The 20818-nt window shown below is 74.1% G+C and carries 20 protein-coding genes; 3 read left to right on the forward strand and 17 right to left on the reverse strand.

The annotated features are described in order from the left end of the window. Positions 1-3: 3 nt before the first annotated feature. From IH61_RS0125200 to IH61_RS0125220, 5 genes are all read right to left on the reverse strand, one after another. Positions 4-666 (reverse strand): Pr6Pr family membrane protein, encoded by a 663-nt coding sequence (locus IH61_RS0125200; protein WP_051837926.1) that lies wholly within the window; start codon positions 664-666, stop codon positions 4-6. Between the two features lie 100 nt (positions 667-766). Beyond that, positions 767-1714 carry a hypothetical protein gene (locus tag IH61_RS0125205; RefSeq protein ID WP_031073666.1) on the reverse strand — a complete coding sequence of 316 codons (948 nt, stop codon included), beginning with the start codon at positions 1712-1714 and terminating at the stop codon, positions 767-769. Continuing rightward, entirely contained in the window at positions 1711-2292 is a 582-nt protein-coding gene (locus IH61_RS0125210) for a carboxymuconolactone decarboxylase family protein (RefSeq protein ID WP_078911380.1), read from the reverse strand. The genes IH61_RS0125205 and IH61_RS0125210 overlap by 4 nt, the downstream gene beginning before the upstream one ends. Before the next feature lie 17 nt (positions 2293-2309). Continuing rightward, positions 2310-2972 (reverse strand): DUF4865 family protein, encoded by a 663-nt coding sequence (locus IH61_RS0125215; RefSeq protein ID WP_031073669.1) that lies wholly within the window; start codon positions 2970-2972, stop codon positions 2310-2312. 35 nt (positions 2973-3007) lie between these two features. Further along, positions 3008-3583 carry a TetR/AcrR family transcriptional regulator gene (locus IH61_RS0125220; protein WP_031073671.1) on the reverse strand — a complete coding sequence of 192 codons (576 nt, stop codon included), beginning with the start codon at positions 3581-3583 and terminating at the stop codon, positions 3008-3010. Between the two features lie 276 nt (positions 3584-3859). On the opposite strand from IH61_RS0125220, the gene IH61_RS0125225 reads away from it, so the two are divergent. Beyond that, positions 3860-4849, forward strand: a complete 990-nt coding sequence (locus tag IH61_RS0125225; protein WP_031073673.1) for an aldo/keto reductase — start codon at positions 3860-3862, stop codon at positions 4847-4849. 122 nt (positions 4850-4971) lie between these two features. Here IH61_RS0125225 and IH61_RS0125230 read toward each other — a convergent pair whose 3' ends face one another. From IH61_RS0125230 to IH61_RS0125255, 6 genes are all read right to left on the reverse strand, one after another. Further along, on the reverse strand, positions 4972-6045 hold the full coding sequence (locus IH61_RS0125230) for an LLM class flavin-dependent oxidoreductase (protein ID WP_031073674.1): 1074 nt from the start codon (positions 6043-6045) through the stop codon (positions 4972-4974). Between the two features lie 3 nt (positions 6046-6048). Then, entirely contained in the window at positions 6049-6954 is a 906-nt protein-coding gene (locus IH61_RS0125235; protein ID WP_031073676.1) for an ABC transporter substrate-binding protein, read from the reverse strand. Positions 6955-7024: 70 nt separating this feature from the next. Next, positions 7025-7777, reverse strand: a complete 753-nt coding sequence (locus tag IH61_RS0125240; protein ID WP_051837929.1) for an ABC transporter ATP-binding protein — start codon at positions 7775-7777, stop codon at positions 7025-7027. Beyond that, positions 7774-8652, reverse strand: coding sequence for an ABC transporter permease (locus tag IH61_RS0125245; RefSeq protein ID WP_031073680.1), 879 nt, complete (start codon positions 8650-8652; stop codon positions 7774-7776). The genes IH61_RS0125240 and IH61_RS0125245 overlap by 4 nt, the downstream gene beginning before the upstream one ends. Continuing rightward, positions 8649-9674 carry an NrtA/SsuA/CpmA family ABC transporter substrate-binding protein gene (locus tag IH61_RS0125250; RefSeq protein WP_031073682.1) on the reverse strand — a complete coding sequence of 342 codons (1026 nt, stop codon included), beginning with the start codon at positions 9672-9674 and terminating at the stop codon, positions 8649-8651. Before IH61_RS0125250 ends, IH61_RS0125245 begins: the two co-directional genes overlap by 4 nt. 173 nt (positions 9675-9847) lie before the next feature. Beyond that, positions 9848-10888, reverse strand: coding sequence for an ABC transporter substrate-binding protein (locus tag IH61_RS0125255; protein WP_051837931.1), 1041 nt, complete (start codon positions 10886-10888; stop codon positions 9848-9850). Positions 10889-11282: 394 nt separating this feature from the next. On the opposite strand from IH61_RS0125255, the gene IH61_RS0125260 reads away from it, so the two are divergent. Next, on the forward strand, positions 11283-12068 hold the full coding sequence (locus IH61_RS0125260) for an IclR family transcriptional regulator (protein WP_031073687.1): 786 nt from the start codon (positions 11283-11285) through the stop codon (positions 12066-12068). A 100-nt stretch (positions 12069-12168) separates the two neighbouring features. Here IH61_RS0125260 and IH61_RS0125265 read toward each other — a convergent pair whose 3' ends face one another. The 6 genes from IH61_RS0125265 to IH61_RS49680 form a co-directional block, all read right to left on the reverse strand. Next, on the reverse strand, positions 12169-12909 hold the full coding sequence (locus IH61_RS0125265; RefSeq protein WP_078911381.1) for a winged helix-turn-helix domain-containing protein: 741 nt from the start codon (positions 12907-12909) through the stop codon (positions 12169-12171). 545 nt (positions 12910-13454) lie between these two features. After that, positions 13455-13580 (reverse strand): hypothetical protein, encoded by a 126-nt coding sequence (locus IH61_RS49675; RefSeq protein ID WP_267884067.1) that lies wholly within the window; start codon positions 13578-13580, stop codon positions 13455-13457. A gap of 255 nt (positions 13581-13835) precedes the next feature. After that, positions 13836-14456 (reverse strand): GTP-binding protein, encoded by a 621-nt coding sequence (locus IH61_RS0125280; protein ID WP_037973330.1) that lies wholly within the window; start codon positions 14454-14456, stop codon positions 13836-13838. After that, the gene (locus IH61_RS48800) at positions 14437-14766 is read right to left on the reverse strand and encodes a DUF742 domain-containing protein (RefSeq protein WP_234327326.1); all 330 of its coding nucleotides are present in this window, start codon (positions 14764-14766) and stop codon (positions 14437-14439) included. Before IH61_RS48800 ends, IH61_RS0125280 begins: the two co-directional genes overlap by 20 nt. A 314-nt stretch (positions 14767-15080) precedes the next feature. Then, positions 15081-15500 (reverse strand): roadblock/LC7 domain-containing protein, encoded by a 420-nt coding sequence (locus IH61_RS0125290; protein WP_031073698.1) that lies wholly within the window; start codon positions 15498-15500, stop codon positions 15081-15083. Continuing rightward, positions 15497-18502, reverse strand: a complete 3006-nt coding sequence (locus IH61_RS49680; protein WP_051837933.1) for a nitrate- and nitrite sensing domain-containing protein — start codon at positions 18500-18502, stop codon at positions 15497-15499. The genes IH61_RS0125290 and IH61_RS49680 overlap by 4 nt, the downstream gene beginning before the upstream one ends. A 479-nt stretch (positions 18503-18981) precedes the next feature. On the opposite strand from IH61_RS49680, the gene IH61_RS0125300 reads away from it, so the two are divergent. Beyond that, entirely contained in the window at positions 18982-20808 is a 1827-nt protein-coding gene (locus IH61_RS0125300; RefSeq protein ID WP_031073702.1) for an AMP-dependent synthetase/ligase, read from the forward strand. Positions 20809-20818 lie beyond the last annotated feature (10 nt).

Raw genomic sequence — 20818 nt, forward strand, 5'->3', positions numbered from 1 at the left:
AGACTACGCCCGGGCGTGGCGCCGCCGGACCACGGTCCCCTCCCTCGTACGGCGCCGCTGCGCGAGGACGTTGCCGAGGGCGGCGATGCCCGCTCCGATCAGCAGGAACGCCGCCGCCAGCAGGACGCAGGCCCCCGCGACCCGCCGGTAGCCGCCGTGCAGCGCCGGGTCGAGGAAGGGGTACGGGTACCAGCCGACGGCGTACCCGCGCAGCAGGCTGGACACCAGGTAGACCAGCGGGAACACCAGCCAGGCGGCCACGGCCTTCGGGCCCGTTCGCCGCGCCGGGGGGTCGATCACCCAGTCCGCGAGCAGCGCGAGCGGCATCGCGCGGTGCACCACGTCGTTCACCCACGGGATGACCTGAAGGTCCGGGTACTTGAGCAGCAGCGTGCCGTACACCAGTCCCGTGATCGCCAGGTACAGCACCACCGCCCCGCGCACCGCGCCGGGCACCGGCGGCCGGCCGGTGAGCCCGGCCCAGCCGCCGTAGCCGAGGACGCCGACCGCGGCGAGGTTGCTGAGGTTGGTGAAGTACCCGAAGAAGTTCACCACCCCGGTCGTGTCGGTGGCGGCGTGGTACCCGGAGAAGCAGAGCGCGACCGCCGTGAACACGGCGACGGCGAGCCGGACGGGCGCGAGCCAGGGCTGGGTGCTCGGGGGCATCGTCGGGTCCGCCTCTCTGGGGCCGGCAGGGCTACTCGGATTGAAACCCGGGTGGCGGCGGGCGGCCACAGGAGGCGTGCTCCGTCGACGGCAGGTGCTTCTACGGCTCGCGCCAGGCGGTGGCGAAGGCGGTGGCCGGGTTGGTGGTGAACAGCCGGTGGGGGAGGTCGGGGCCGAAGGTGCGGGCCAGGCGGGGGGCGAGGTCGGTGAGGAGGCGGGCGGGGCCGCCGAGGCGGCGGGCGGTGCGGGTGGTGGTGTCGGCGCCGAGGAGGAGGCGGTCGGCGTGGCCCGCCTCGACCAGGTCGGCGATGACGTCGAACGCCTGGAGGTCGGTGGGGTGGCCGGCCCGGGAGGGGCTGTCGAGCGCGAGGTGGACGCCCTCGGCGGCGAGGCTGCGGTGCAGGGCCCCGTCCGTGAGCCGGGTGAGGTGGCCGAGGACGATCCGGTCGGACGGGACGCCGTGGTGCTCGCGCAGGTCGTCGAGGATCTCGTGCGGGTCACCCGCGGCCTCGAGGTGGACGGCGATCGGGGAGCCGGTGGCGTGGTGGGCCTCGGCCGCGGCGGCACGGACCCGGCGGGCGTGGGCGGTGCTCGGCCCGGGGTCGCTCGCGATCTTGATCAGCCCGGCCCGGACGCCCTCGGGGGCGCCGGGGAGCCCGGTGGTGAGGTCGGCGACGAAGCGGGCGGCGAGGCCCTCGTACGGCGTGCCGTACGGGGTGGCGTGCGGGGCGTGGTGGGCGGCCTGGTGGGTGCCGGTGGCGGCGAGGACGTTGACGCCCGTGGTGCGGGAGAGGTCGGCGAGGTGGGCGGCGCCGCGCCCCAGGCCGTACGGGGTCCACTGGACGAAGGTGCGGCCGCCGGCCTCGGCGAACGCGTGCAGGGCCTCGGCGGCGGCGAGCGGGTCGTCCAGTTCCTCGCCGGGCAGGAGCGGGGAGCGGAAGAACAGGTGGTCGTGGGAGTCGGTGGGGCCGAGGTCGGCGGGGGCGAGGTCGCCGAGGACGGTGCGGACCGTACGGGCGGCGGGGGTGGCCTGGGCGGCGGGGGTCATGCCTTCACCTGCTCGGTCTGGGCGGCCTGGGCGGCCTGGGGGGTCAGGGCGGTCGGGGCGGTCTGGGCGGTCGGGGCGGCCTGGGGGGTCTGCTCGGCCTCGTCGGCCTGGGTGAAGGTGGCGGTGGCGACGCGCAGGCCCGCGAGCGCCTTGGGGACGCCGACGTACGGGGCGAGGTGGACGATGACCTCGGTGATCTCCTCGCGGCTCAGCCCGATCCGCAGGCTGTTGCGCACGTGGTCGGCGAGCTGGGGTTCGACGCCGCCGAGGGCGGTGAGGGCGGCCAGGTTGGCGACCTGGCGGTCGCGCGGGGTGAGGCCGGGGCGCTGGTAGGTGCCGCCGAAGAGGGCGGTCACGATCCAGTCGGGGAAGCCGGGGGCTATGGCCTCGAGGCCGCCGAGGGTGCCGGCGGCGGCCGGGCCCGCGTACTCGGCGAGCGAGGCGTAGCCGGCTGCGCGGTCGAGCGGGGCGGGGGTGAGGCCGTTGGGCGGCAGGTCGGTGGGCGTCGGGCCGGTGGGCGTCGGGTCGATGGGCGTCGGGTCGACGGGGAGGTCGGCCTGGGTGGTGTCTGCGGGCATGGTGGTCGAGGGTCCTTTCACCAGTGACGGCCGGCGGGCAGCCGGGTGAGTTCGGGGCGGGAGAGGTGGAGCACCTGGTACCGGGTGCCAGGGGCGTCCTCGGGGGCCGGGCCGTGCCAGAGGGCGAAGCGGAGCAGTTCCCAGCGGTCCGGATCGACGGCGACGGCGGCGGTGTGCAGGGCGGGGTGCGCGGCGGGGAGTTCGGCGAGGGCGCGCTCGATGGCCTCGGCGGGGTCGGATGCCTCGGGGAGCCGGACGGTGTCGCGGGTGGCGGTGGTCGGCAGCCGGTCGGCGTTCGGACCTTGAACGGAGTCCGGACTCCGAACAGTGTTCAGTTCCTGTCCGTTGTTCGGCTCCTGCCCGCCGTTCGCGCCGCCGACGCCGTGCGCGAGGCCAGCACCGAGCCAGTGCCGAACGGCGGGGCGCCCGAAGTCGGCGCTCAGGCCGCGGAATGCGGGGCCCCAGAGGAAGCCGTTCATGCCCTCGGCCGTGCGCCAGAGGTAGAACGGCGCGTACTGGTTGACGGGCGAGGCGTCGCGGCCGCGCTCGCGGATCAGGTACGCCTTGAGGCCGAGGCCCGGGTGGTCGTCGAGCAGGTGGCCGCGTTCGGCGACGCGCCGGCGGATGATCCCCATGTCGTAGTCGGCGGGGAGGGTGATCTCGTACTGCATGGCGTGCACGGCATGGTCTCCCTGGTCGCTGTGGGGTTGCGCCGCTAGGGACGGGCCGGGGCCCGGTGGGCGGCGAGCAGGCCGAGCGCCCCGCGGACGGCCTGTTCGAAGGGCTCCGGGCGGTCGGCGGCGCGGGCGAGCACGTAGCCGCCCTGGACGACGGCGACCAGGGCCGCGGCGGTGTCGGCCGGGTCGAGCCCGGGGGTGAACTCGCCGCCCGCCTGGCCCTCGGCGATCAGCTCGGCGATGCGGCCGCGCAGCCAGTCGAAGGTCTCCTCGACGGGCGCGCGCAGCTGCGGGTCGGCGACGACGTCCGGGTCCTGGGCCATCCGGCCCATCCGGCAGCCGCGCAGCACGTCACGGTCGCGCCGCAGGTAGGCGGCGATGCGGTCGTGGGCGCTGCCGGGGGTGGCGAGGTCGGCCTCGGCGATCTCGCGCATCTCGTCGGCGCTGCGGCGCAGGGCGGCGGCGGCGAGGTCCGGCTTGCCGGTGAAGTGGTGGTACATGCTGCCCTGGCCGACGCCGGAGCGCTGCTGGATGGCCTTGGGGCTGGTGCCGACGTAGCCGCGCTCCCAGAGGAGGGCCTGGGTGCTCTCGATGAGACGGTCCTGAGTGGTCACGTGGATCACTGTACATACCAGTAGGTACAGAGCGCCAGTACCAATCCCACGACGGAGGGCCGTGCGCCGCCCCCCGGCGGCCACGGCCCCTCGACCGTTCGTCATCCCCCGTACCGCGAACCGGCATTCAGCTTCTCCGGGTGGCGCCCGTCACGTCACGCTCGGTGGTTTTCATGACGGTCCGTGAGACGTGCAGGCCGGGCCGCTCGGCGAGGACGCGCAGGAGGCCCGTCACCGCAGGGCCGCGGACAGGACATGACTGGCAGGATGTTCGCCATGACCTACCTCGCCTCGGATGACCGCTACGCCTCGATGACCTACCGCAAGGCCGGCCGCAGCGGTGTGCGGCTGCCCGCCGTCTCCCTCGGGCTCTGGCACAACTTCGGCGACGCCCAGCCGCTGGACGTGCAGCGCGCGGTGCTGCGCCGCGCCTTCGACCGGGGAGTCACCCACTTCGACCTGGCGAACAACTACGGCCCGCCGTACGGCAGTGCGGAGCGCAACTTCGGGTACCTGTTCGCGCAGGACTTCCGGCCGTACCGCGACGAGCTGTTCATCGCCAGCAAGGCGGGCTGGGACATGTGGCCCGGCCCGTACGGCGACGGCGGCAGCCGCAAGTACCTGCTCGCCAGCCTCGACCAGTCGCTGGCCCGGATGGGGCTGGACTACGTCGACGTCTTCTACTCGCACCGCTACGACCCGGAGACCCCCGTCGAGGAGACCATGGGGGCGCTGGACACGGCGGTGCGCTCGGGCCGGGCGCTGTACGCCGCGATCTCCAACTACCCGGCGGAGCAGCACCGTGAGGCGGTGGCGATCCTGCGGGAGATGGGCACCCCGGTGCTGCTGAACCAGTCGGTGTACTCGATCCTCAACCGCGAGGTGGAGGAAGGGGTACTGGAGGCGGTGGGCGACACCCAGACCAGCCTGATCGCCTACTCGCCGCTCGCCCAGGGGCTGCTGACCGACCGCTACCTCTCCGGGAAGGTGCCGGCCGGATCGCGGATGTCGGTCGGCAAGTTCCTGCGGGAGGAGGCCCTGACCGAGGCCAAGCTGGAGCAGCTGCGCGCCCTGAACAAGGTCGCCGAGGGCCGCGGGCAGACCCTGGCGCAGCTGGCGCTGTCCTGGGTCCTGCGGGACCCGCGGGTGGTCTCGGTGATCATCGGGGCGAGCAGCGTGGCCCAGCTCGACCAGAACCTCGACGCACTGGCCGGCGGCCCGCTGACGGACGAGGAGCTGGCGGAGATCGACCGGCTGAGCGCGTGAAGCGCTGAGGGTGGGGCGACCGGCGAACGACGGACAGCGGACAGCGGACAGCGGACAGCGGACAGCTTTCGTCATCTGTTATCCGTTTGCTGACTTCTGTCCGCTGTCCGGCCGCCCCTCCCTCAGCGCTTGATGCCCAGGGCCGGCAGAACCGTCTCCGCCACCCGGTGCGCCTCCTCGAGCAGGGGGTTCCCGGAGAGGATGAAGGTGTCCACGCCCAGGGACTCGAACTCCTGCAGCCGCTCGACCACCTGCGTCGTCGAACCCACCACCGCCGTGCCGGGGCCCGGGCGGAACAGGCTCATCCCGGGCCACAGGTTCGGGGAGGACTCCAGCTCCCGGGCCCGGGCCGGGACCTTGCCTCCGTGCTGGCGGAACTGGCGCTGCCAGCCGACCCCGTCCTCACCCTTCGCCCCGCCCAGCTGGCGCGCGTACGTCGCCTCGCTCGTGACGTCCAGCAGCCGGTCGGCGGCCGCCCACGCCTCGTCCTCGGTGTCGCGGACGATCAGGTGCAGCCGCAGGCCGATCCGCAGGCTCCGGCCGTGGGCGGCGGCCCGCTCGCGCACCAGGTCGAGCTTCTCCTTGAGCAGGTGCGGCGGCTCGCCCCAGGTCAGATAGACGTCCACGTGCTGCGCCGCCATCTCGATGCCGGCCGCCGAACTGCCGCCGAACCAGAGCGGGATGCCGCCCGGCTGCACCGGGGTGAGCTCCCGCAGGCTCGCGCCCGCGTTCTTGAGGTCGTAGAACTCGCCCTTGTGGTCGAAGACTTCACCCGCCGTGAGGCGCTTGACGATCGACCAGTACTCGGCGCTGAGCCGGTAGCGGTCGTCGTGCTCCACGTCGAGGCCGTACTCGCGCAGCTGCGCGGTGGAGCCGTTGACCACGTTGAACCGCAGCCGGCCGCCGTGCAGATGGTCGAAGCTGAGCGCCGACTTCGCCAGCAGCGTGGGCGAGATCAGCCCGGGGTGGACGGCCAGCAGCGGCTTGAACGCCGGGGAGGTGGCGGCCGCGAGGGCGCTGCCGAGCGTCCAGACGTCGTAGAGGTCGGTGGCCAGCAGGGCGCCGGTGTAGCCCAACCGCTCGACGCTGCCCGCCAGTTGCTGGAGGTAGCGCAGGTCGACGGGGCGGCGGCCGGCCGGCTCCCACGGGTAGTGGCCCTCGCGTGGGATGATGTACCAGAGGGCTTCGGAGGCCACGGCTCAGACCGCCTTCGCGAGCGCGGCCGCCACCGTGCCCTCGAGGGCGGGCAGATGGGCGTCCGCGACGGTCAGTGCGCGGTCGACGAACCCGACCCGGTGGAAGATGTCCGCCGCCTCCTGCTGCTCCGCGACGAACCCGGCGGTGGCGGGCTCCAGCCGCCAGGGCAGCGCGGTCAGCGCGGTCTCCCAGTCGGCAGCCTGCCCGCCCAGTTCCTCGGCCGCGATCGCGGCGGCCTCGCCCGGGTTGGCGGCCGCCCAGGCGTCGGCCCGTCGCAGGGCTGCGGTGATCGCGGCGACGACCTCGGGGCGGGCGGTGGCGAAGTCCCGGCGGGTGAAGAACACCGAGCGGTCGGTGATGACCTCGCCGGTGCGGATCAGCTCCCGGAACCCGCCGCTGCGGCGGGCGGCGGCCAGTTCGGCGCCCTGGGCGATCCACCCGAGGATCTCGCCGTCGCGCAGCCGCCGCGCCTGGTCCGCGCCGGCCTCGGGACGGGCGGGCGTCACGTCCACACCGTACGAGAGCCCCTGCGCGTCCAGGGCCTTGGCGAGCAGGTGGGTCTGCCAGGAGCCGATGCCGAGGACGACGGTGCCGCCCTTGAGGTCGGCCACCGTGCGGACCGGGCCGGAGTCCAGGACGAGCAGGGCGCCGTGGTCGGGGCGGGGCGCGGAGACGGCCGCGTACACCAGGTCGTGGCCGGCCGCCTGGGCGGTGATCGGCGGGGTGGAGCCGGTGCCGCCGAAGTCGATGGTGCCCTCGGCGAGCAGGGCGCCGGTGCGGGTGCCGTCCGTGTAGTGGTGGAACGCGCCGGTCTCGCCGAGCGGGGCCAACTCCTCATCCAGGTAAGGAAGTCGGGCGAGATAGTAGAGGGAGGGGTTACTGGCGTGGACGCCGAGGGTGACGGTCATGGCTCTCAACTCCGGTGGTGCATGCAGTTAACGGGGGAAGGAACGGGGGAAGGGGCGTGTTCGGGGCGGGTCAGTGGACGCCGAGGTCGGCGAGGAGGCGGGCGCGCAGGGCCGCGAAGGCGGGATCGGTCGGGTCGCGGGGGCGCTCGACGGCGACCGTCTCGTCGCGGATGAGGTGGCCGCCCCGCAGGACGGCCACGCGGTCGGCCAGGCGCACGGCCTCGTCCACGTCGTGGGTGACGAGCAGGACGGCCGGGCGGTGGCGCCGGACCAGCTCCCCCACCAGGTCCTGCATGCGCAGCCGGGTGAGCGCGTCCAGGGCCGCGAACGGCTCGTCGAGGAGCAGGAGTTGCGGCTCCCGCACCAGCGCCCTGGCCAGGGCGACGCGCTGCGCCTCCCCGCCCGAGAGGGTGGCCGGCCAGGCGTCGGCGTGCTTCTCCAGGCCGACCTCGGCGAGCGCCCGCAGCCCCGTCCCGCGCGTGGCGGCGCCGCGCGGCAGGCCGACCGTGACGTTGGCCAGCACCCGCTTGGACGGCACCAGCCGGGGCTCCTGGAAGACGACCGTGCGCACCGGCGGGACGAGCACCGTACCGGCGTCCGCCCGGTCGAGCGCGCCGAGGATGCGCAGCAGGGTCGTCTTCCCGGTGCCGCTGGCGCCGAGCAGGGCCACGAACTCGCCCCGGGCGATGGACAGGTCGACGCCGTCGAGCACGGCCCTGGTGCCGAACTCCCGTCGCAGGCCCCGCAGATGGACGGCCGGGGCGGCATCGTCGGCATCGGCATCGGCATCGGCGTCGGCGAGGGGCGGGGCGGTCGTGGTCATCGGGCTGCTCCTTGGACGGCCTGGCGCCACGGCATCAGGAGCCGTTCCAGGGTGCGGACGATCAGGTCCGCGGCGAGGCCGAGCAGTCCGTAGATCAGGATGCAGACGGCGAGGACGTCGGTGCGCGAGTAGTTCTGGGCCTGGGCCATCAAGTACCCGATGCCCTCGGTGGAGTTGATCTCCTCGGCAGCGATCAGGGCGATCACGCTGAGCGTCATCGACAGCCGCAGCCCGGAGAGCAGCGAGGGCAGTGCGCCGGGCAGGACGACGGTGCGCACGACGGCCCAGCGGCCGAGGCCGAAGCTGTGCATCGCCTCGACCAGCTTGCGGTCGGTGCTGCGGACGCCGCCGGAGGCGGAGACGTACATCGGGAAGCTGGTGGCGACGCCGATCAGGGCGATCTTGGCGGTCTCCGTGATGCCGAACCACACCATGAACAGCGGGACCAGCGCCAGGAACGGGACGGTGCGCAGGACTTGGATCGCCGAGTCGAGCAACTCCTCGCCGAGGCGGGTGAATCCGGTGACCACGCCGAGGACCAGGCCGACGGAGGCGCCGAGGAGCAGGCCGAGACCGGCGCGGGTGAGGGAGACGGCGAGGGCGTCGGTCAGCTGGCCGTTGCCCCACAACTCCCCCACCGCCTCGGCGACCTGGGCGGGCGAGGCCAGGACGTCCTGGGTGAGCGCGCCGATGGCGGAGGCGGTGAACCAGGCGGCGAGCAGGGCCAGCGGGCCGAGGGCGCGCAAGGTGAGGGCGAGCGCGCGTGGCCGGGGCCTGCGCACCCTGGCCCGAGGCTCGACCAGTCCGGCGGCGAGGGCGGCCTCGGTGTCGGCGGCCGGGGCGGTGGGCGTATCCGTGGGGGTGGCGGTGCTCATTTGGCACCGTCTCCGAGCTGGTCGACGTCGACCAGGTACGGCTTGACGTCGACCAGCTGCTTGGTGACCTTCTGGTCGGCGAAGAACGAGGCGACGACGCCGAAGCGGGCGGTGTCGGCCTCGGAGATGGCGCCGGCGACGGCGCCCTGGCGGCTGACGTTCACCGCGACCTCCTTCTCGGCGGGGGTGACGGCGGTCGGGCCGGCGTCGGTGAAGACGTTGAGGTACCCGGCCGGATCGGCCTTCTCCTTCTGGCCGTTGTCGCGCAGGTAGGCGTAGAAGGTCTTCACCACCTCGGGGTGCTTGTCGGCGAAGCCGTTGCGCACCGCCCAGACGGCGTAGTTGTCGGAGCCGATCTCCTTGCCGTTGACCAGGAAGCGGGCCCCGGCGTTGGCGACGGCGGGGGTGGAGAAGGTGTTCCACGTCGCCCAGGCGTCCACCTGGCCGGAGTTGAAGACGCCGGAGGTCTGGTCGGCGCGCAGGTAGACCCGCTCGACCTTGTCGGCCGGGATGCCGTTCTTCTCCAGCGCCTTGAGCAGCAGGTACTCGCTGGTGCCGCCCTGGGAGACGGCCACCTTCCTGCCGACCAGGTCCTGGACGGACTTGATGGGCGAGTCGTTCTTGACCAGGATTCCCTCGCCGACGCCGTCGGGGGCCGTCTGGGCGAAGAGCTTGAAGCCCGGCTTCTGGGCGAGCGCGGCCACCGCCGAGGTGATCGAGCCCTGGGCGATGTCGAGCTGGTCGGCGGAGAGCGCCTGCGCGGCGGGGGCGAACGGCCCGGCGCTGCCTGTCCAGGCGACCTTGGCGTGGACGGCGGCGAGGGCCTTGTCGAGCGTGCCGTCCTTCTTGCCACGGGCGAGGAAGCCGTTGTTGCCGGGGTCGGGCAGCCGGAGCACCACCTCCGCCGCGCCGGCCCCGCCGACGGAAGCCTTGGCCCCGTCGGTGGACGAGCCGCAGGCGGCCAGGGCGGTGGAGGCGAGCAGTGCGGTGGCGGCGAGGGCGAGACGGGCGGAGGGGGTCATGCGAGGTGCTCCAGGGGAGGTCGGGGGGCGGTGAATGGCGGGTCGCAGCTGACAGGTGTCAAACGACGGATGTCGGATGACGGATTTCAGTGGTTGTTCGCTGACATCTGTTCGCTGACATCTGTCGACCGGTCGCTGTTCGCTGAAAGTCGTCAGCTGTCAGCTGTCAGTCGTCAGGTGTTCGCGGCGCTCAGCCCGGCCCGCCGCTCGCGCAGCAGTTCACGGGCGGCGCGCAGCGGCTCGGGGGCGGCCCAGGTGGCGATGTCCACCGGGGCGGCGAGGAATCCCCACTCCCTGAGGAAACGTTCCTGCTGCGCCAGGAGGTCCAGCCGCTCCCCCGACAGGTCCAGGTGCAGGGTGCGGTGGCCGCCTGCCGCGTAGGCTCCGGCGACACCCTCGGCGCCCGCGCCGGTCTCGGCCCGCAGGATCCGCGCCACCTCCTCCGGGCGGTCGGCCGCCCAGTCGGCGGCGTCCAGCAGGACGGCCAGGAAGCGGGCCACCAGGTCGGGGCGCTCGTCCAGCAGCCGCTGATGGACGGTCACGGGCCGGGGCGTCCCGTTGTTGACGCGGGCCCGGCGGTCCGGCAGCGCGTCCAGGTCGACGGCCACCTCCGCGCCGATCCGGCGGGCCGCCTCGACGGCGAGCGCCCCCTTCACGTACACGGCGTCCACCGCACCGTCCCGCAGCGCGGCCAGCTCACCCGCCCACTGCCCGCCGCCGGGCGGCGCGGGGACGTCCACCAGCTCGGCGTCGTCCAGGGTGAGCCCGGCGCGGCCCAGGGCGCCGTGGAAGCCCGCGAGGGCCATGGCCCGCCAGAAGTCGATGGCGATGCCATGATGTGGGATCGCCAGCCGTAGGCCGCGCAGCTGCGCCGGCTCGGTGATCCCGCTGCCCGCCCGGACCAGTACCACCTGGCGCTCCTCGATCCAGGTGAGCCCGATCAGCCGGGTCGCCTCGCCGCGCGAACGCGCCCACAGCGCGGGGACGTTGCCGCCCTCGCGGACCAGGCCCGGGAGCGCGTGGGTGTAGTGGTGGTCGGCCGCCTCCTCCGGCGGTGCGTCCTGCAGGGAGCGGACGGTGATCCCGTCGGCGGCGAACTCCCGGGCGAGCCAGCCCTGATCGGCGGCGATGCCGGTCGCGGTGGGCACCGGGCAGCGGGTGAACCAGAGGATGTCGGGGGCGGAGTCGGGGGCACCAAGGGCACGGCTGGACACGGGATGTGGTCCTCTGCGGAGGTCGAAGGCCGAAGATCGGGGAGCGCGCGGCCGGGGGTCCGACCGGCGTGAAGGGGTGGTGGCGTCAGTGACGACAGGCGCAGGGAGAGGGACACCGGTGCATGGTCACGGTTCCTCTCCTTCCTGCGCGTTGATACGAGTTGACGCGGATCGAGTGCGCCCGGGCCGGGGGCTTCCGGGGCGATGTGTCGAGCGTTCCACGGCGGCGGAGCCCGGGGCAAGGGTTTGCCACATCGTGGGATCTGTTGTTCACGAACGCCATCCCATTGCAACCGCGCCGACACAATCCCGCAGCACCCGCTGGCCTACGCTGAGACTTCCTCCGGCGGACCGGCCGGATCTTCGAAGTCGTCGAACCGAAACGCGAGGTGCCATGGCCGAGGCCGCGACCGCCGCCGTCCAGAGTCCACCGGCCGGTGCGCAGGCCGTCCAGCGCGCGCTGGGGCTGCTGCACTGTTTCCACGACAACGGACCGGACTTGAGCGCCTCGGACCTGGCCCGCCGGATGGACCTCTCGGTCTCCACCGCGCACCGGCTCGCCCGCACGCTGGTGAGCGCCGGGTTCCTGGAGCAGGACGAGCAGACGGCGCGCTACCGGCTCGGCCCGGCGGTCGCCGAACTCGGCCAGCTCACCTTCCACCAGCGCGGACTCCACCTGGCCGCACCGGAGTTGAACCGACTCGCCGAGCGCACCAACGCCACCGCCGACCTGGCCATACGCAGCGGCTCGCACGCGGTGATCCTGGTGGGCGGCTCCGTCCGCCCGGACACGGGCCTCGGCCTGCGCCGTCCGCTGCACTCCACGGCGCTCGGCAAGGTGCTGCTGGCCTGGCCGCGCCCGGGCGAGTGCGCGCTGTCGACACTCGGCCCGCTGAGCTCCTTCACCGACCGGACGATCACCGAACCGGCGCTGCTGGACGAGGAGTTGGGAAAGGTGAGGGCCCTCGGGTACGCCGTCAACGACGGCGAGTCGGCCGCCGGGGTGCGCACGGTCGCGGTGCCCGTCCTGGACGTCACCGGGCAGGCCCGCTTCGCGCTGGCCGTCCGCTCGACCCCGGCCCACCTCACCGACGACCGCCTGGCCTGGTTCCTCGGCCATGCCCGAGCCTGCGCCGACGCCCTGGCCGTCCTGCTGCTTCCGCCCGACCAGCGCGCCTGACCGATCCCCGCCCGGCCCTCACCCGGGAACGCGCTACGGCGGGCCGCCCGCCGGACGACCGTCCGGGGCGACCCGCCGTAGCGGTGGGAAGAGCGGCCTATCAGCTCGCCGGGGTGTACTTGTAGCCGACCCGACGGACCGTCACGATGCTGTCGCGGTACGCCGCGCCGAGCTTGCGCCGCAGCCGGGCGACGTGCACGTCGACCGTACGGCCGTCGCCGACGTGCCCGTACCCCCACACCGCCGAGACCAGGTGGTCCCGGGTGTGCACCCGCTGCGGGTGCTCGGTGAGGTGGGAGAGCAGCTCGAACTCCAGGTACGTGAGGTCGAGCAACCGCCCGTCGACGTAGGCGTTGCGCCGCTCGGTGTCGACGGTGATGCCCCGCCCGACCGGACGCACCGGGCGCGGCGCCGCCACGGCCGGGGCCGCGGGAGCGGCCGGAGCCGGAGCCACGGCGGCCGGGTTCTCGGCCGGCACCAGCACCAGGTACCCGACCATCGGCTGTCCGGCCGCGCCGGTGAACTGCCCGCCGTACTGGGCGAGCAGACCCTGCGGCAGCGCGCCCTCCGGCAGGGCGGCGACGACGGTCGCCCCCTCCGGCAGCGCGGCGAGCAGCGCCTGCGGCGCGGCGGGCACGACGGGTGCGGCAGGTAGGGAGGGAGCAGCGGGAGCGACCGGAGCAGCCGCCGGACGGCCGTGCCCCGCAAGGGAGTTGGGCAGGCCGCGCCCGGCCTGCGGCACCGCGCCGCCGGAGGGGAGGACGTTGGGGAAGGACCGGACCGCGCGCAGGTGCGGGGTCGCGGCGGGCAGGGGGAGGGTGGCCGTGGAGGAGGAAGACATGGTGACCGCTCATTTCGCGCGTGACGGACGGGGTGGAGTCGTCTGCGCGTCGACCGGGCTGTTCCGCGGGTGCGGACTCGGGGGTGAGACCGAGTCAGCGGGCGGAGGGCCGGGACGCGCCGGGCGAGCCCGGACACGTCTGGTCGAACAGGTGCGGCTGCCGCGAGGGCCAGAACGGCTCGAGGTCCGTCAGGCCCGTGCGGCCGGAGCCGCCGCGCTCGGCGTCGCGGCGTCCGCACCCGTTCGTCCGGCCGGGCCAGTGATCGTGCGAGCGGCCGGGCCGGTCGCCGGAGGGCATCGCGGGGGCCGGCCGTCCGGGTGTGCGGGGTCGGTGGCGGGCGGTGCCGGGGGCGGCGGGTCTGGAGCAGGCGTTGTTCACTGGTGGGTTCTCCGCGAGGCGGGGCCGGTAACGGGAAGGCCGCGGACGCGTCGACGGCTGGTCCGCCACGTCCGCCACGGCCTGGTCGACGGGATCGGCGGCAGGTCGGAGGGCCGCCGGAAAGGGCTCGGCGCCTGGGACGTACCGCGGGGATGGGGTCGGCCGGTCAGCGACAACAGGCGCTGCAGATCAGCGCGTGGTCGATGTAGCGGCGGACGGTGAGTACCGGGGCTGCGGCGGCGGACATCGTGGGGACGGGTGCGACGGTCTCGCGTCGTCGGTCGACGGTCATCCTGCTGCCCTCCCCCTTCGTCCTGCCCTCGGTCCGCGCGGCGGCCACCCTGTCGGGTGCTTCGCCGGCCTCGCCCCACCGGTTCGTCGAAGGCCGGGCGGCCGCGCCCTGACGGCGCGACCCTCCCCACGGCACGACCGGGGGCGGCCTTCGTCGACAGAGCCTTCCACGGCCGGGGCCGTCTAGGCAACCTTCCGGACGCCCGACGTCCGGAATGTGGACGCCGGAATGAGACGGTGGAGGTGTGACCGCAGGTCAGGCCCGTGCGTGGGCGGCGCGGCGGCGGCTCGCGGCGGCGTGCTCGACCAGGGTGACGAGCACTTCCTTGCCGTCCTCCCGCTGCCGCGCGTCGCAGAGCACGACGGGGATCGCGGGGTCGAGGTCGAGCGCGTCGCGGACCTCCTCGGGGGCGAACCGCTCGGCGCCGTCGAAGCAGTTGACCGCGACGACGAACGGGATGCCGCGCTGCTCGAAGAAGTCCACGGAGGGGAAGCAGTCGGCGAGCCGCCGGGTGTCGGCGATCACGACCGCGCCGAGCGCGCCCCGGGCCAGCTCGTCCCAGACGAACCAGAACCGGTCCTGCCCGGGCGTGCCGAACAGGTAGAGGGCGACGCCGGCGTTGAGGTCGATCCGGCCGAAGTCCATCGCCACGGTCGTGGTGCGCTTGGTCTCCACGCCCGAGGTGTCGTCGACCGGGCGGCCGAGTTCGCTCAGCTCCTCCTCGGTGCGCAGCGGGCGGATCTCGCTGACCGCCCCGACCAGGGTGGTCTTGCCCGCGCCGAATCCCCCGGCGACCAGGATCTTCACGGCGGCGGCCGGCCCGCCCCGCCAGCGGGGGCCGGTGGCGGGGGTGTGGTCAGAGCGCACGGAGTCCATTGATCACGTCTCGCAGCAGTCGCTCGTCGGGCAGTTCGGCGAGCGGGACGGGTCGGGTGACGCTGATGAGGTCCGCGTCGTAGAGGTCGCCGAGCAGGACCCGTACGACGCTGACCGGCAGGTCGGTGTACGAGCCCAGCTCGGCGACGGACAGTGGCTCGCGGCGGCACCAGGCCAGGATGGTCTGGTGCTCCGGGTCGAGGACGTGGGCGGGCACGGCCCCGGCCGTCGGGCCGGGCTCGGCGGCGGTGATCAGCGAGATCAGGTCGAACAGGCCCTCCTCGACGGGCCGGGTGCGGCCCCTGGTCATCGAGTAGAGCCGGACGACCGGGCCGGCCTCGTCGTCGAACCAGTGCGTCTCGACCGGGGCGCGCGGACGGAAGAGGTCGACCTCTGGGTCGTCCTCCTCCGCCGGCTCCCCGAACACCGCCGCCGCGGCCGGCCCGTCCGGGACGTCCCGCGCCTCCGGGACATCCCGCGCGTCCGGCCCGTCCGGCCCGTCCGACCCGTCCGGGATATCCGGCCCGTCCGGGATATCCGGCCCGTCCGGTATGTCGGGTACCGCCCGTATGACCGGCACCTGGGGCCCGTCCGTCTCGCCCTTCGAATCCGCCATCGGACCGCTTACCTCCCGGGAGGCGCGGCTTCGGTGCGCGGCTCGGCGGCCATGTGCTCGCCGACCCGCTTGACCAGCAGCGCCATCTCGTAGGCGATCTGACCGATGTCCGCCTCGGCCTCGCTCAGTACGGCCAGACAGCTGCCGTCGCCGGCGGCCGTGATGAACAGGAAGGCTTCGTCCAGCTCCACCATGGTCTGGCGGACGCCGCCGACCTTGAAGTGCCCGCCGGCACCCTTGGCCAGGCTGTGGAAGCCGGCCGCGACGGCGGCCAGGTGCTCGGCGTCCTCGCGGTCGAGGCCGCGGGAGGCGCCGGTGGCCAGGCCGTCGCTGGAGAGGATCACCGCGTGCCGCAGCGCCGCCACGCGTCCGACCAGGTCGTCCAGGAGCCAGTTGAGGTCGCCGGGCGGCTGCGTCGAAGTGGTCATGAGTCAGTTCCTTCCGCTGGAGCGGGTGGTGCGGGTGAGGCCGGTGTCGAGGGTGTTGAGGGTGTTGAGGGTGGAGCCGGCGTCGAGGGTGCTGAGGGTGTTGAGGGTGGAGCCGGTGTTGCGGGAGTCGTGAACGGCCCGGGGCCCCCGGGGCGCAGCGGTACGGCGGGCGGGCCGGGCGGCACCCGGCGGGCCAGCACCGCGTTGGCGCCCTCGCCGTCCGTGGGGGCGGGCAGGGCAGCCGGGGCGGGCGCCGGGCTGATCGCGCGCCGGGTGGTGTCGGGCGGCTGCCAGGCCGGGACGGGAGCGGGGCCGGGCGCGGACGGCACGGTGGCGCCGCGGCCGCGGGTGAAGCCCCGCTGGAAGGAGGCGAAGGTCGCCCGCGCCTCCTCCGGCGAGCGCTCCCGCGTCTCGCTGCCGTCGGTCGCGTCGGCCGGGCCGTCGGGCTCGCCGCCGCCACTGCTGCTGCCGCTGCGAAATCGTTCCGTCCGCTGTTCCTTGAGCTGCGGCGCCAGGTTCGCCTGCCGGACGCGCCGGGGCAGCCCGCCCTCCGTCCGGGATGCGGACACCGGCGTGGACGCGGGCGTGGGCGCGGACGCGGAAACGGACGTGGACACGGCGCCGTCCACCGGTGCGACGGCAGCTACGGAACCTTCCGCCGCGACAACCTCCTCCGGCCGCCGGTGCCTGCCCGGCCCGGACGAGCCGTTCGCACCGTGCGAGCCGTTCGCTCCGTTCGACCCGGCGGGCACGCCGTCCGAGGGCGCCCCCGGGGAGGGGACGAGCGTCGGCCCGCCCCGTCCGCGCGCGGCCCGGCGCGGCAGCCCGCCTGCGGTCCGCCCGCCCTCCGGCGCGGACGGCCGGGGCCCACCGGCCACCCGGTGCCTGCCGCCGGCGCCCGAAGCACTGTCCGAGCCGCCACCGGCGCCACCGCCCGAACCGCCCGAGCCAGCCGAACCGCCCGAACCGCCGGAGCCACCCGAGCCACCCCGCGTACGCCCCGTAGAACCGCTCCCGGCAGCCGACCCCGGCACCGCCACCAGCTCCCGCTGCCCGCGCCGCCCGCCCGAGGCACCCTCGGCCCCCGGCGGCTCCGCCCGCCCGTCCGGCGCCTCCGCGAGCAGCTCGCGCGGGATGAGCACGACCGCCGTCGTCCCCCCGAACGGCGAGGGCCGCAGGTGGACGCGGATGCCGTGCCGCCGCGCGAGCCGGCTGACCACGAACAGGCCGAGGCGGTCGGTGTCGGCGAGGTCGAACTCCTGCTCCACGGCGAGGCGTTCGTTGATCTCGGTGAGCAGCTGCTCGCTCAGCCCGAGCCCCCGGTCGTCGATCTCCAGGGCGAAGCCGTGCGCCACCACCTCGCCCTGGACGGTGACCTGGGTGCTGGGCGGGGAGAACACAGCAGCGTTCTCGACGAGTTCGGCCACCAGGTGGGTGACGTCGGCGACGGCGCTGCCGAGCAGCCCGGTGCCGGGGAAGGGCCGCACGGTGACCCGGGCGTAGTCCTCGACCTCGCCGACGGCCGCGCGCACCACGTCCACCATCCGGACGGGCTTGCGCCAGGCGCGCCCGGGCGAGCCGCCCGCGAGGATGATCAGGCCCTCGGCGTGGCGGCGCATGCGGGTGGTGAGGTGGTCGACCTTGAAGAGGTCCTCCAGCTCGGCCGGGTTCTCGGTGCGGCGCTCCATGGTGTCGAGCAGGGTGAGCTGGCGGTGGAGCAGCACCTGGCTGCGCCGGGCGAGGTTGACGAAGACGGCGGAGACGCCGCGTCTGAGGTCGGCCTGTTCGACGGCGGCCTCGACGGCGGCGCGCTGGACGGCGTTGAACGCCTGGCCGACCTGTCCGATCTCCGCGTCCCCGAAGTGGAGTTCGGGTGCCTCGGCGGCCACGTCGACGGCCTCGCCCTTGCGCAGGCGCACCATGACGGACGGCAGCCTGGTGCTCGCGAGTTCGTTGGCCGCGTTGCGCAGGCCGATGAGTTCGCGGGCCAGGCCCCGGCCGATCCGCAGGGAGATGACGATGGACAGCACGACGGCGACGAGGCCGACGGCGCCGGCGATGCCGCCGCGCAGCAGGGCGGACATGGCGGCGGCGTTCTGGCGTTCGTCGATTCCGGCGGCGATGCGGCCGTTGATGGCGCTGAGGTCGCCGAGGGAGCGGTCGGCGGTCTCGCGCCAGTTGTCGCCGGCGAGGGCCTGGGTGACGCGGTCGGGGCCGCCGGCGCCGACGAAGTCCGCCTCGGCGCGGGTGAGGGCGGACCAGGCGTCGCCGCCGCGCAGGGCGATGTAGTCGGACTGGTCGTCCGCTTCGAGTTCGGCGACGTAGACGGTGAACAGGGCCTGCTGGTTGTGCAGGGCGTCCAGTGCGACCTGGTACTGCTCGGCGGTGGGCTTGGTGGTGCTGGTGCGCAGGCCGTCCATGGCCGCGTCCTCCTGCGAGAGGTACTCGCGGGCGCGGACGAGCTCGATCAGGATGGTGCCCTGGCGAGGGAGTTGGCCGCTCTGCCGGGCGACGAAGGCGGAGCGGAAGCCGAAGACGGGTTTGACGAGGTCCCCGTACTGGGCGAGTGCGAACTCCCAGTTGAGCGCGGCGCGGGCGACCTGGGCGCGCAGCGGGCCGAGTTGGTCGGCGGCGGCGAGGATCTGCAGGTAGCGGCCGCGCTGGCCCTGGGAGAGCTGCTCGGAGGAGTTGTCCTTCTTCTGCCGCAGTACGTCGAGGCTGCGGTCGGTGGCGGCCCTGGCGCGGTCGAAGCCGTCCTTGGCGACGGGCGCGTTGGGGTCGGCCAGGCGCCGGACGGCGGCACGGCGCTCGTTCTGCAGGTCGGCGGCGTACTGGTCGACCGGTGTACTGAACTCCTTGTACGTACGGCTGATCTTCAGCTGGTTCCAGACGTCGCCGGTGGTGGCGACGGTCGCGTACGCCCACAGGGCGATGAGCGCGACGATGGGCACCAGGAGCAGCGCGATGATCTTCGCGCGGATCGAGCTGCTGCGCAGACGCATGGAGTCCTCGGTCGGGAGTGTGCCAGGCGCGGGCCGGTAGGCGTGGACGGTGCTTCAGCGGTGGGGGCGTGGGGGTGGGGCTGGAGTGGATCGTCGGATCGGGCCTGGCCGGGGGCCCGGCCGTGGGTCTGCGCGACTCTACTACGCCCTGACCACTCGTTCGAGGGTCGAATCCGTCCGCACTTTCCGCCCGCCATTCCGCTTGCGCGGGACACGTCAGGATCGGCGGGCGATCATCGTCGATCGGCGCCCGGATCGTCAGCATTCACACGGTTTGCGCACCCGTCGACCTCGTCCCGGCGGCTGGTGACGCCTCCACCCGATCTCCCCCGTCCGGGCACTCCTCGTCCGGGTCGGTGCCGATCTCGTCGCGTCACGGTCACAACCCTGGGCAGTGGCAGGGCGATCCGGTAGTTTCGCTGCACCCGCCACGACCGGGCGCGGCCGGCATGCGCGGAAGTGGCGAACCGAGGAGGACCGTGCGCGAGTTCACCACCCCCGCCCCGGCCTGGCCCGAGGCCACCGGTGGACTCGCCGACAGCCTCTACGACACCGCCGACCGCCACCCCGCCCTGGTCCAGCTCTCCCGGCTCGGCCCGGACGGAAGCTGGCGGGACGTGACGGCGCGGGAGTTCCGCGACGAGGTGCTCGCCCTCGCCAAGGGCCTGCTCACCCAGGGCGTGCGCTACGGCGACCGGGTCGCCCTGATGGCCCGCACCCGCTACGAGTGGACGCTGTTCGACTACGCGCTCTGGTCGATCGGCGCGATCACCGTCCCGATCTACCCCACCTCCGCGCCCGACCAGGTGCGCTGGATACTCGCCGAGACCCAGGCGGTGGCCTGCCTGGTCGAGGACGAGGACGCCGCGATGACCGTCGGCGCCGTGTGCGACGCCCTGCCCGACCTGACCGGCATCTGGCAGCTGGACCGCGACTGCGTGGGCGCGATCGTCGAGGACGGCGTCGGCGTGCCGGACTCGCTCGTCCACCGCCAGCGCCTGGGGGTCGCGCCCGGCAACGTCGCCACCGTCGTCTACACCTCCGGCACCACCGGCCGCCCCAAGGGCTGCCTGATCACCCACGCCAACCTGGCCGCCGAGGCCGACGCCATGCTCGGCGGCTGGGGCGACGTCCTGCGCGACACCGCCGGCGAACAGCCCTCCACCCTGATGTTCCTGCCGCTGGCGCACGTGTACGGGCGGGCGGTGCAGGTCGCGGCGATGCGCGGGGGCCTGCGGATCGGACACGTCCCGGACGTCTCCGCCGACGTGCTGATGCCCGCCCTCGCGAGCTTCGCGCCGACCTTCCTCAACGCCGTCCCCTACGTCCTGGAGAAGGTCTTCCAGCGGGCGCGGCAGGCCGCCGAGGACGCCGGGCGCGGCGAACTCTTCGAACAGGCCCGACAGGTGGCCGTCGACTGGGCCGAGGCCCGCGAACGGAAGACCTTCGGGCGCGGCCCCGGCCCCGGCCCCGCCCTGCGGCTGCGCCACCTCGCGTACGAGCGCACCGTCTACCCCAGACTGCGCGCCGCGCTCGGCGGCAAGGTGCGCACCGTGATGTGCGGGGGCTCCACGCTGCGGCGCGAACTGGGCCTGTTCCTCACCGGCGCGGGCTTCCAGCTGTACGAGGGCTTCGGGCTGACCGAGACCGCCGCCGCGATCGCCGCCAACCCGGCCCGGCGCCAGAAACTCGGCACGGTCGGCCGGCCGATGCCGGGCTGCTCGGTGTCCCTGGCGGACGACGGCGAGGTGTGGGTGCGCGGCCCGATGGTCTTCGGCGGGTACCTCAACCACCCCCGCTGCACGGCCGAGGCGCTGGTCGACGGCTGGTTCGCCACCGGGGACCTCGGCCGCCTCGATGAGGACGGCTACCTCACCATCACCGGCCGCAAGAAGGACCTGATCGTCACCAGCAGTGGCAAGAACCTCGCGCCGGCCGCGCTGGAGGAGCGGGTCACGGCGCATCCGCTGGTCTCCCAGTGCCTGGTGGTGGGCGACGACCGCCCGTACGTGGCGGCGCTGATCACCCTCGACCCGTCCGCGCTGGCGCACTGGCTCAAGACCCACGGGCGCGAGCAGCTGGACACCTGGACGGCGATCGCGGACGAGCAGCTGCACACGGAGATCCAGCGCGCGGTGGGCGCGGCGAACGCGGCGGTGTCGCGGGCCGAGTCGATCCGCGCCTTCCGGCTGCTGCCACAGGAGTTCAGCGTGGAGCAGGGGATGGTGACGCCCTCGCTCAAGCTGCGCCGCTCGGTGATCGAGCAGCACCACGCTGCGGACATCGAGGAGCTGTACGCCTCCTGACGGTTCGTCC

The sequence above is a fragment of the Streptomyces sp. NRRL WC-3742 genome, from assembly GCF_000720635.1.
Classification (GTDB): domain Bacteria; phylum Actinomycetota; class Actinomycetes; order Streptomycetales; family Streptomycetaceae; genus Kitasatospora.

Coding starts and splice junctions, on each gene's coding strand:
- IH61_RS48800 (WP_234327326.1), bottom strand. CDS start 14,766: ATGACCAGGGGCCGCACCCGGCCCGTCGAGGAGGGCCTGTTCGACCTG.
- IH61_RS0125290 (WP_031073698.1), bottom strand. CDS start 15,500: ATGACCACTTCGACGCAGCCGCCCGGCGACCTCAACTGGCTCCTGGAC.
- IH61_RS0125205 (WP_031073666.1), bottom strand. CDS start 1,714: ATGACCCCCGCCGCCCAGGCCACCCCCGCCGCCCGTACGGTCCGCACC.
- IH61_RS49675 (WP_267884067.1), bottom strand. CDS start 13,580: ATGACCGTCGACCGACGACGCGAGACCGTCGCACCCGTCCCCACGATG.
- IH61_RS49680 (WP_051837933.1), bottom strand. CDS start 18,502: ATGCGTCTGCGCAGCAGCTCGATCCGCGCGAAGATCATCGCGCTGCTC.
- IH61_RS0125245 (WP_031073680.1), bottom strand. CDS start 8,652: ATGAGCACCGCCACCCCCACGGATACGCCCACCGCCCCGGCCGCCGAC.
- IH61_RS0125210 (WP_078911380.1), bottom strand. CDS start 2,292: ATGCCCGCAGACACCACCCAGGCCGACCTCCCCGTCGACCCGACGCCC.
- IH61_RS0125265 (WP_078911381.1), bottom strand. CDS start 12,909: ATGTCTTCCTCCTCCACGGCCACCCTCCCCCTGCCCGCCGCGACCCCG.
- IH61_RS0125200 (WP_051837926.1), bottom strand. CDS start 666: ATGCCCCCGAGCACCCAGCCCTGGCTCGCGCCCGTCCGGCTCGCCGTC.
- IH61_RS0125225 (WP_031073673.1), top strand. CDS start 3,860: ATGACCTACCTCGCCTCGGATGACCGCTACGCCTCGATGACCTACCGC.
- IH61_RS0125280 (WP_037973330.1), bottom strand. CDS start 14,456: ATGGACTCCGTGCGCTCTGACCACACCCCCGCCACCGGCCCCCGCTGG.
- IH61_RS0125240 (WP_051837929.1), bottom strand. CDS start 7,777: ATGACCACGACCGCCCCGCCCCTCGCCGACGCCGATGCCGATGCCGAT.
- IH61_RS0125235 (WP_031073676.1), bottom strand. CDS start 6,954: ATGACCGTCACCCTCGGCGTCCACGCCAGTAACCCCTCCCTCTACTAT.
- IH61_RS0125250 (WP_031073682.1), bottom strand. CDS start 9,674: ATGACCCCCTCCGCCCGTCTCGCCCTCGCCGCCACCGCACTGCTCGCC.
- IH61_RS0125260 (WP_031073687.1), top strand. CDS start 11,283: ATGGCCGAGGCCGCGACCGCCGCCGTCCAGAGTCCACCGGCCGGTGCG.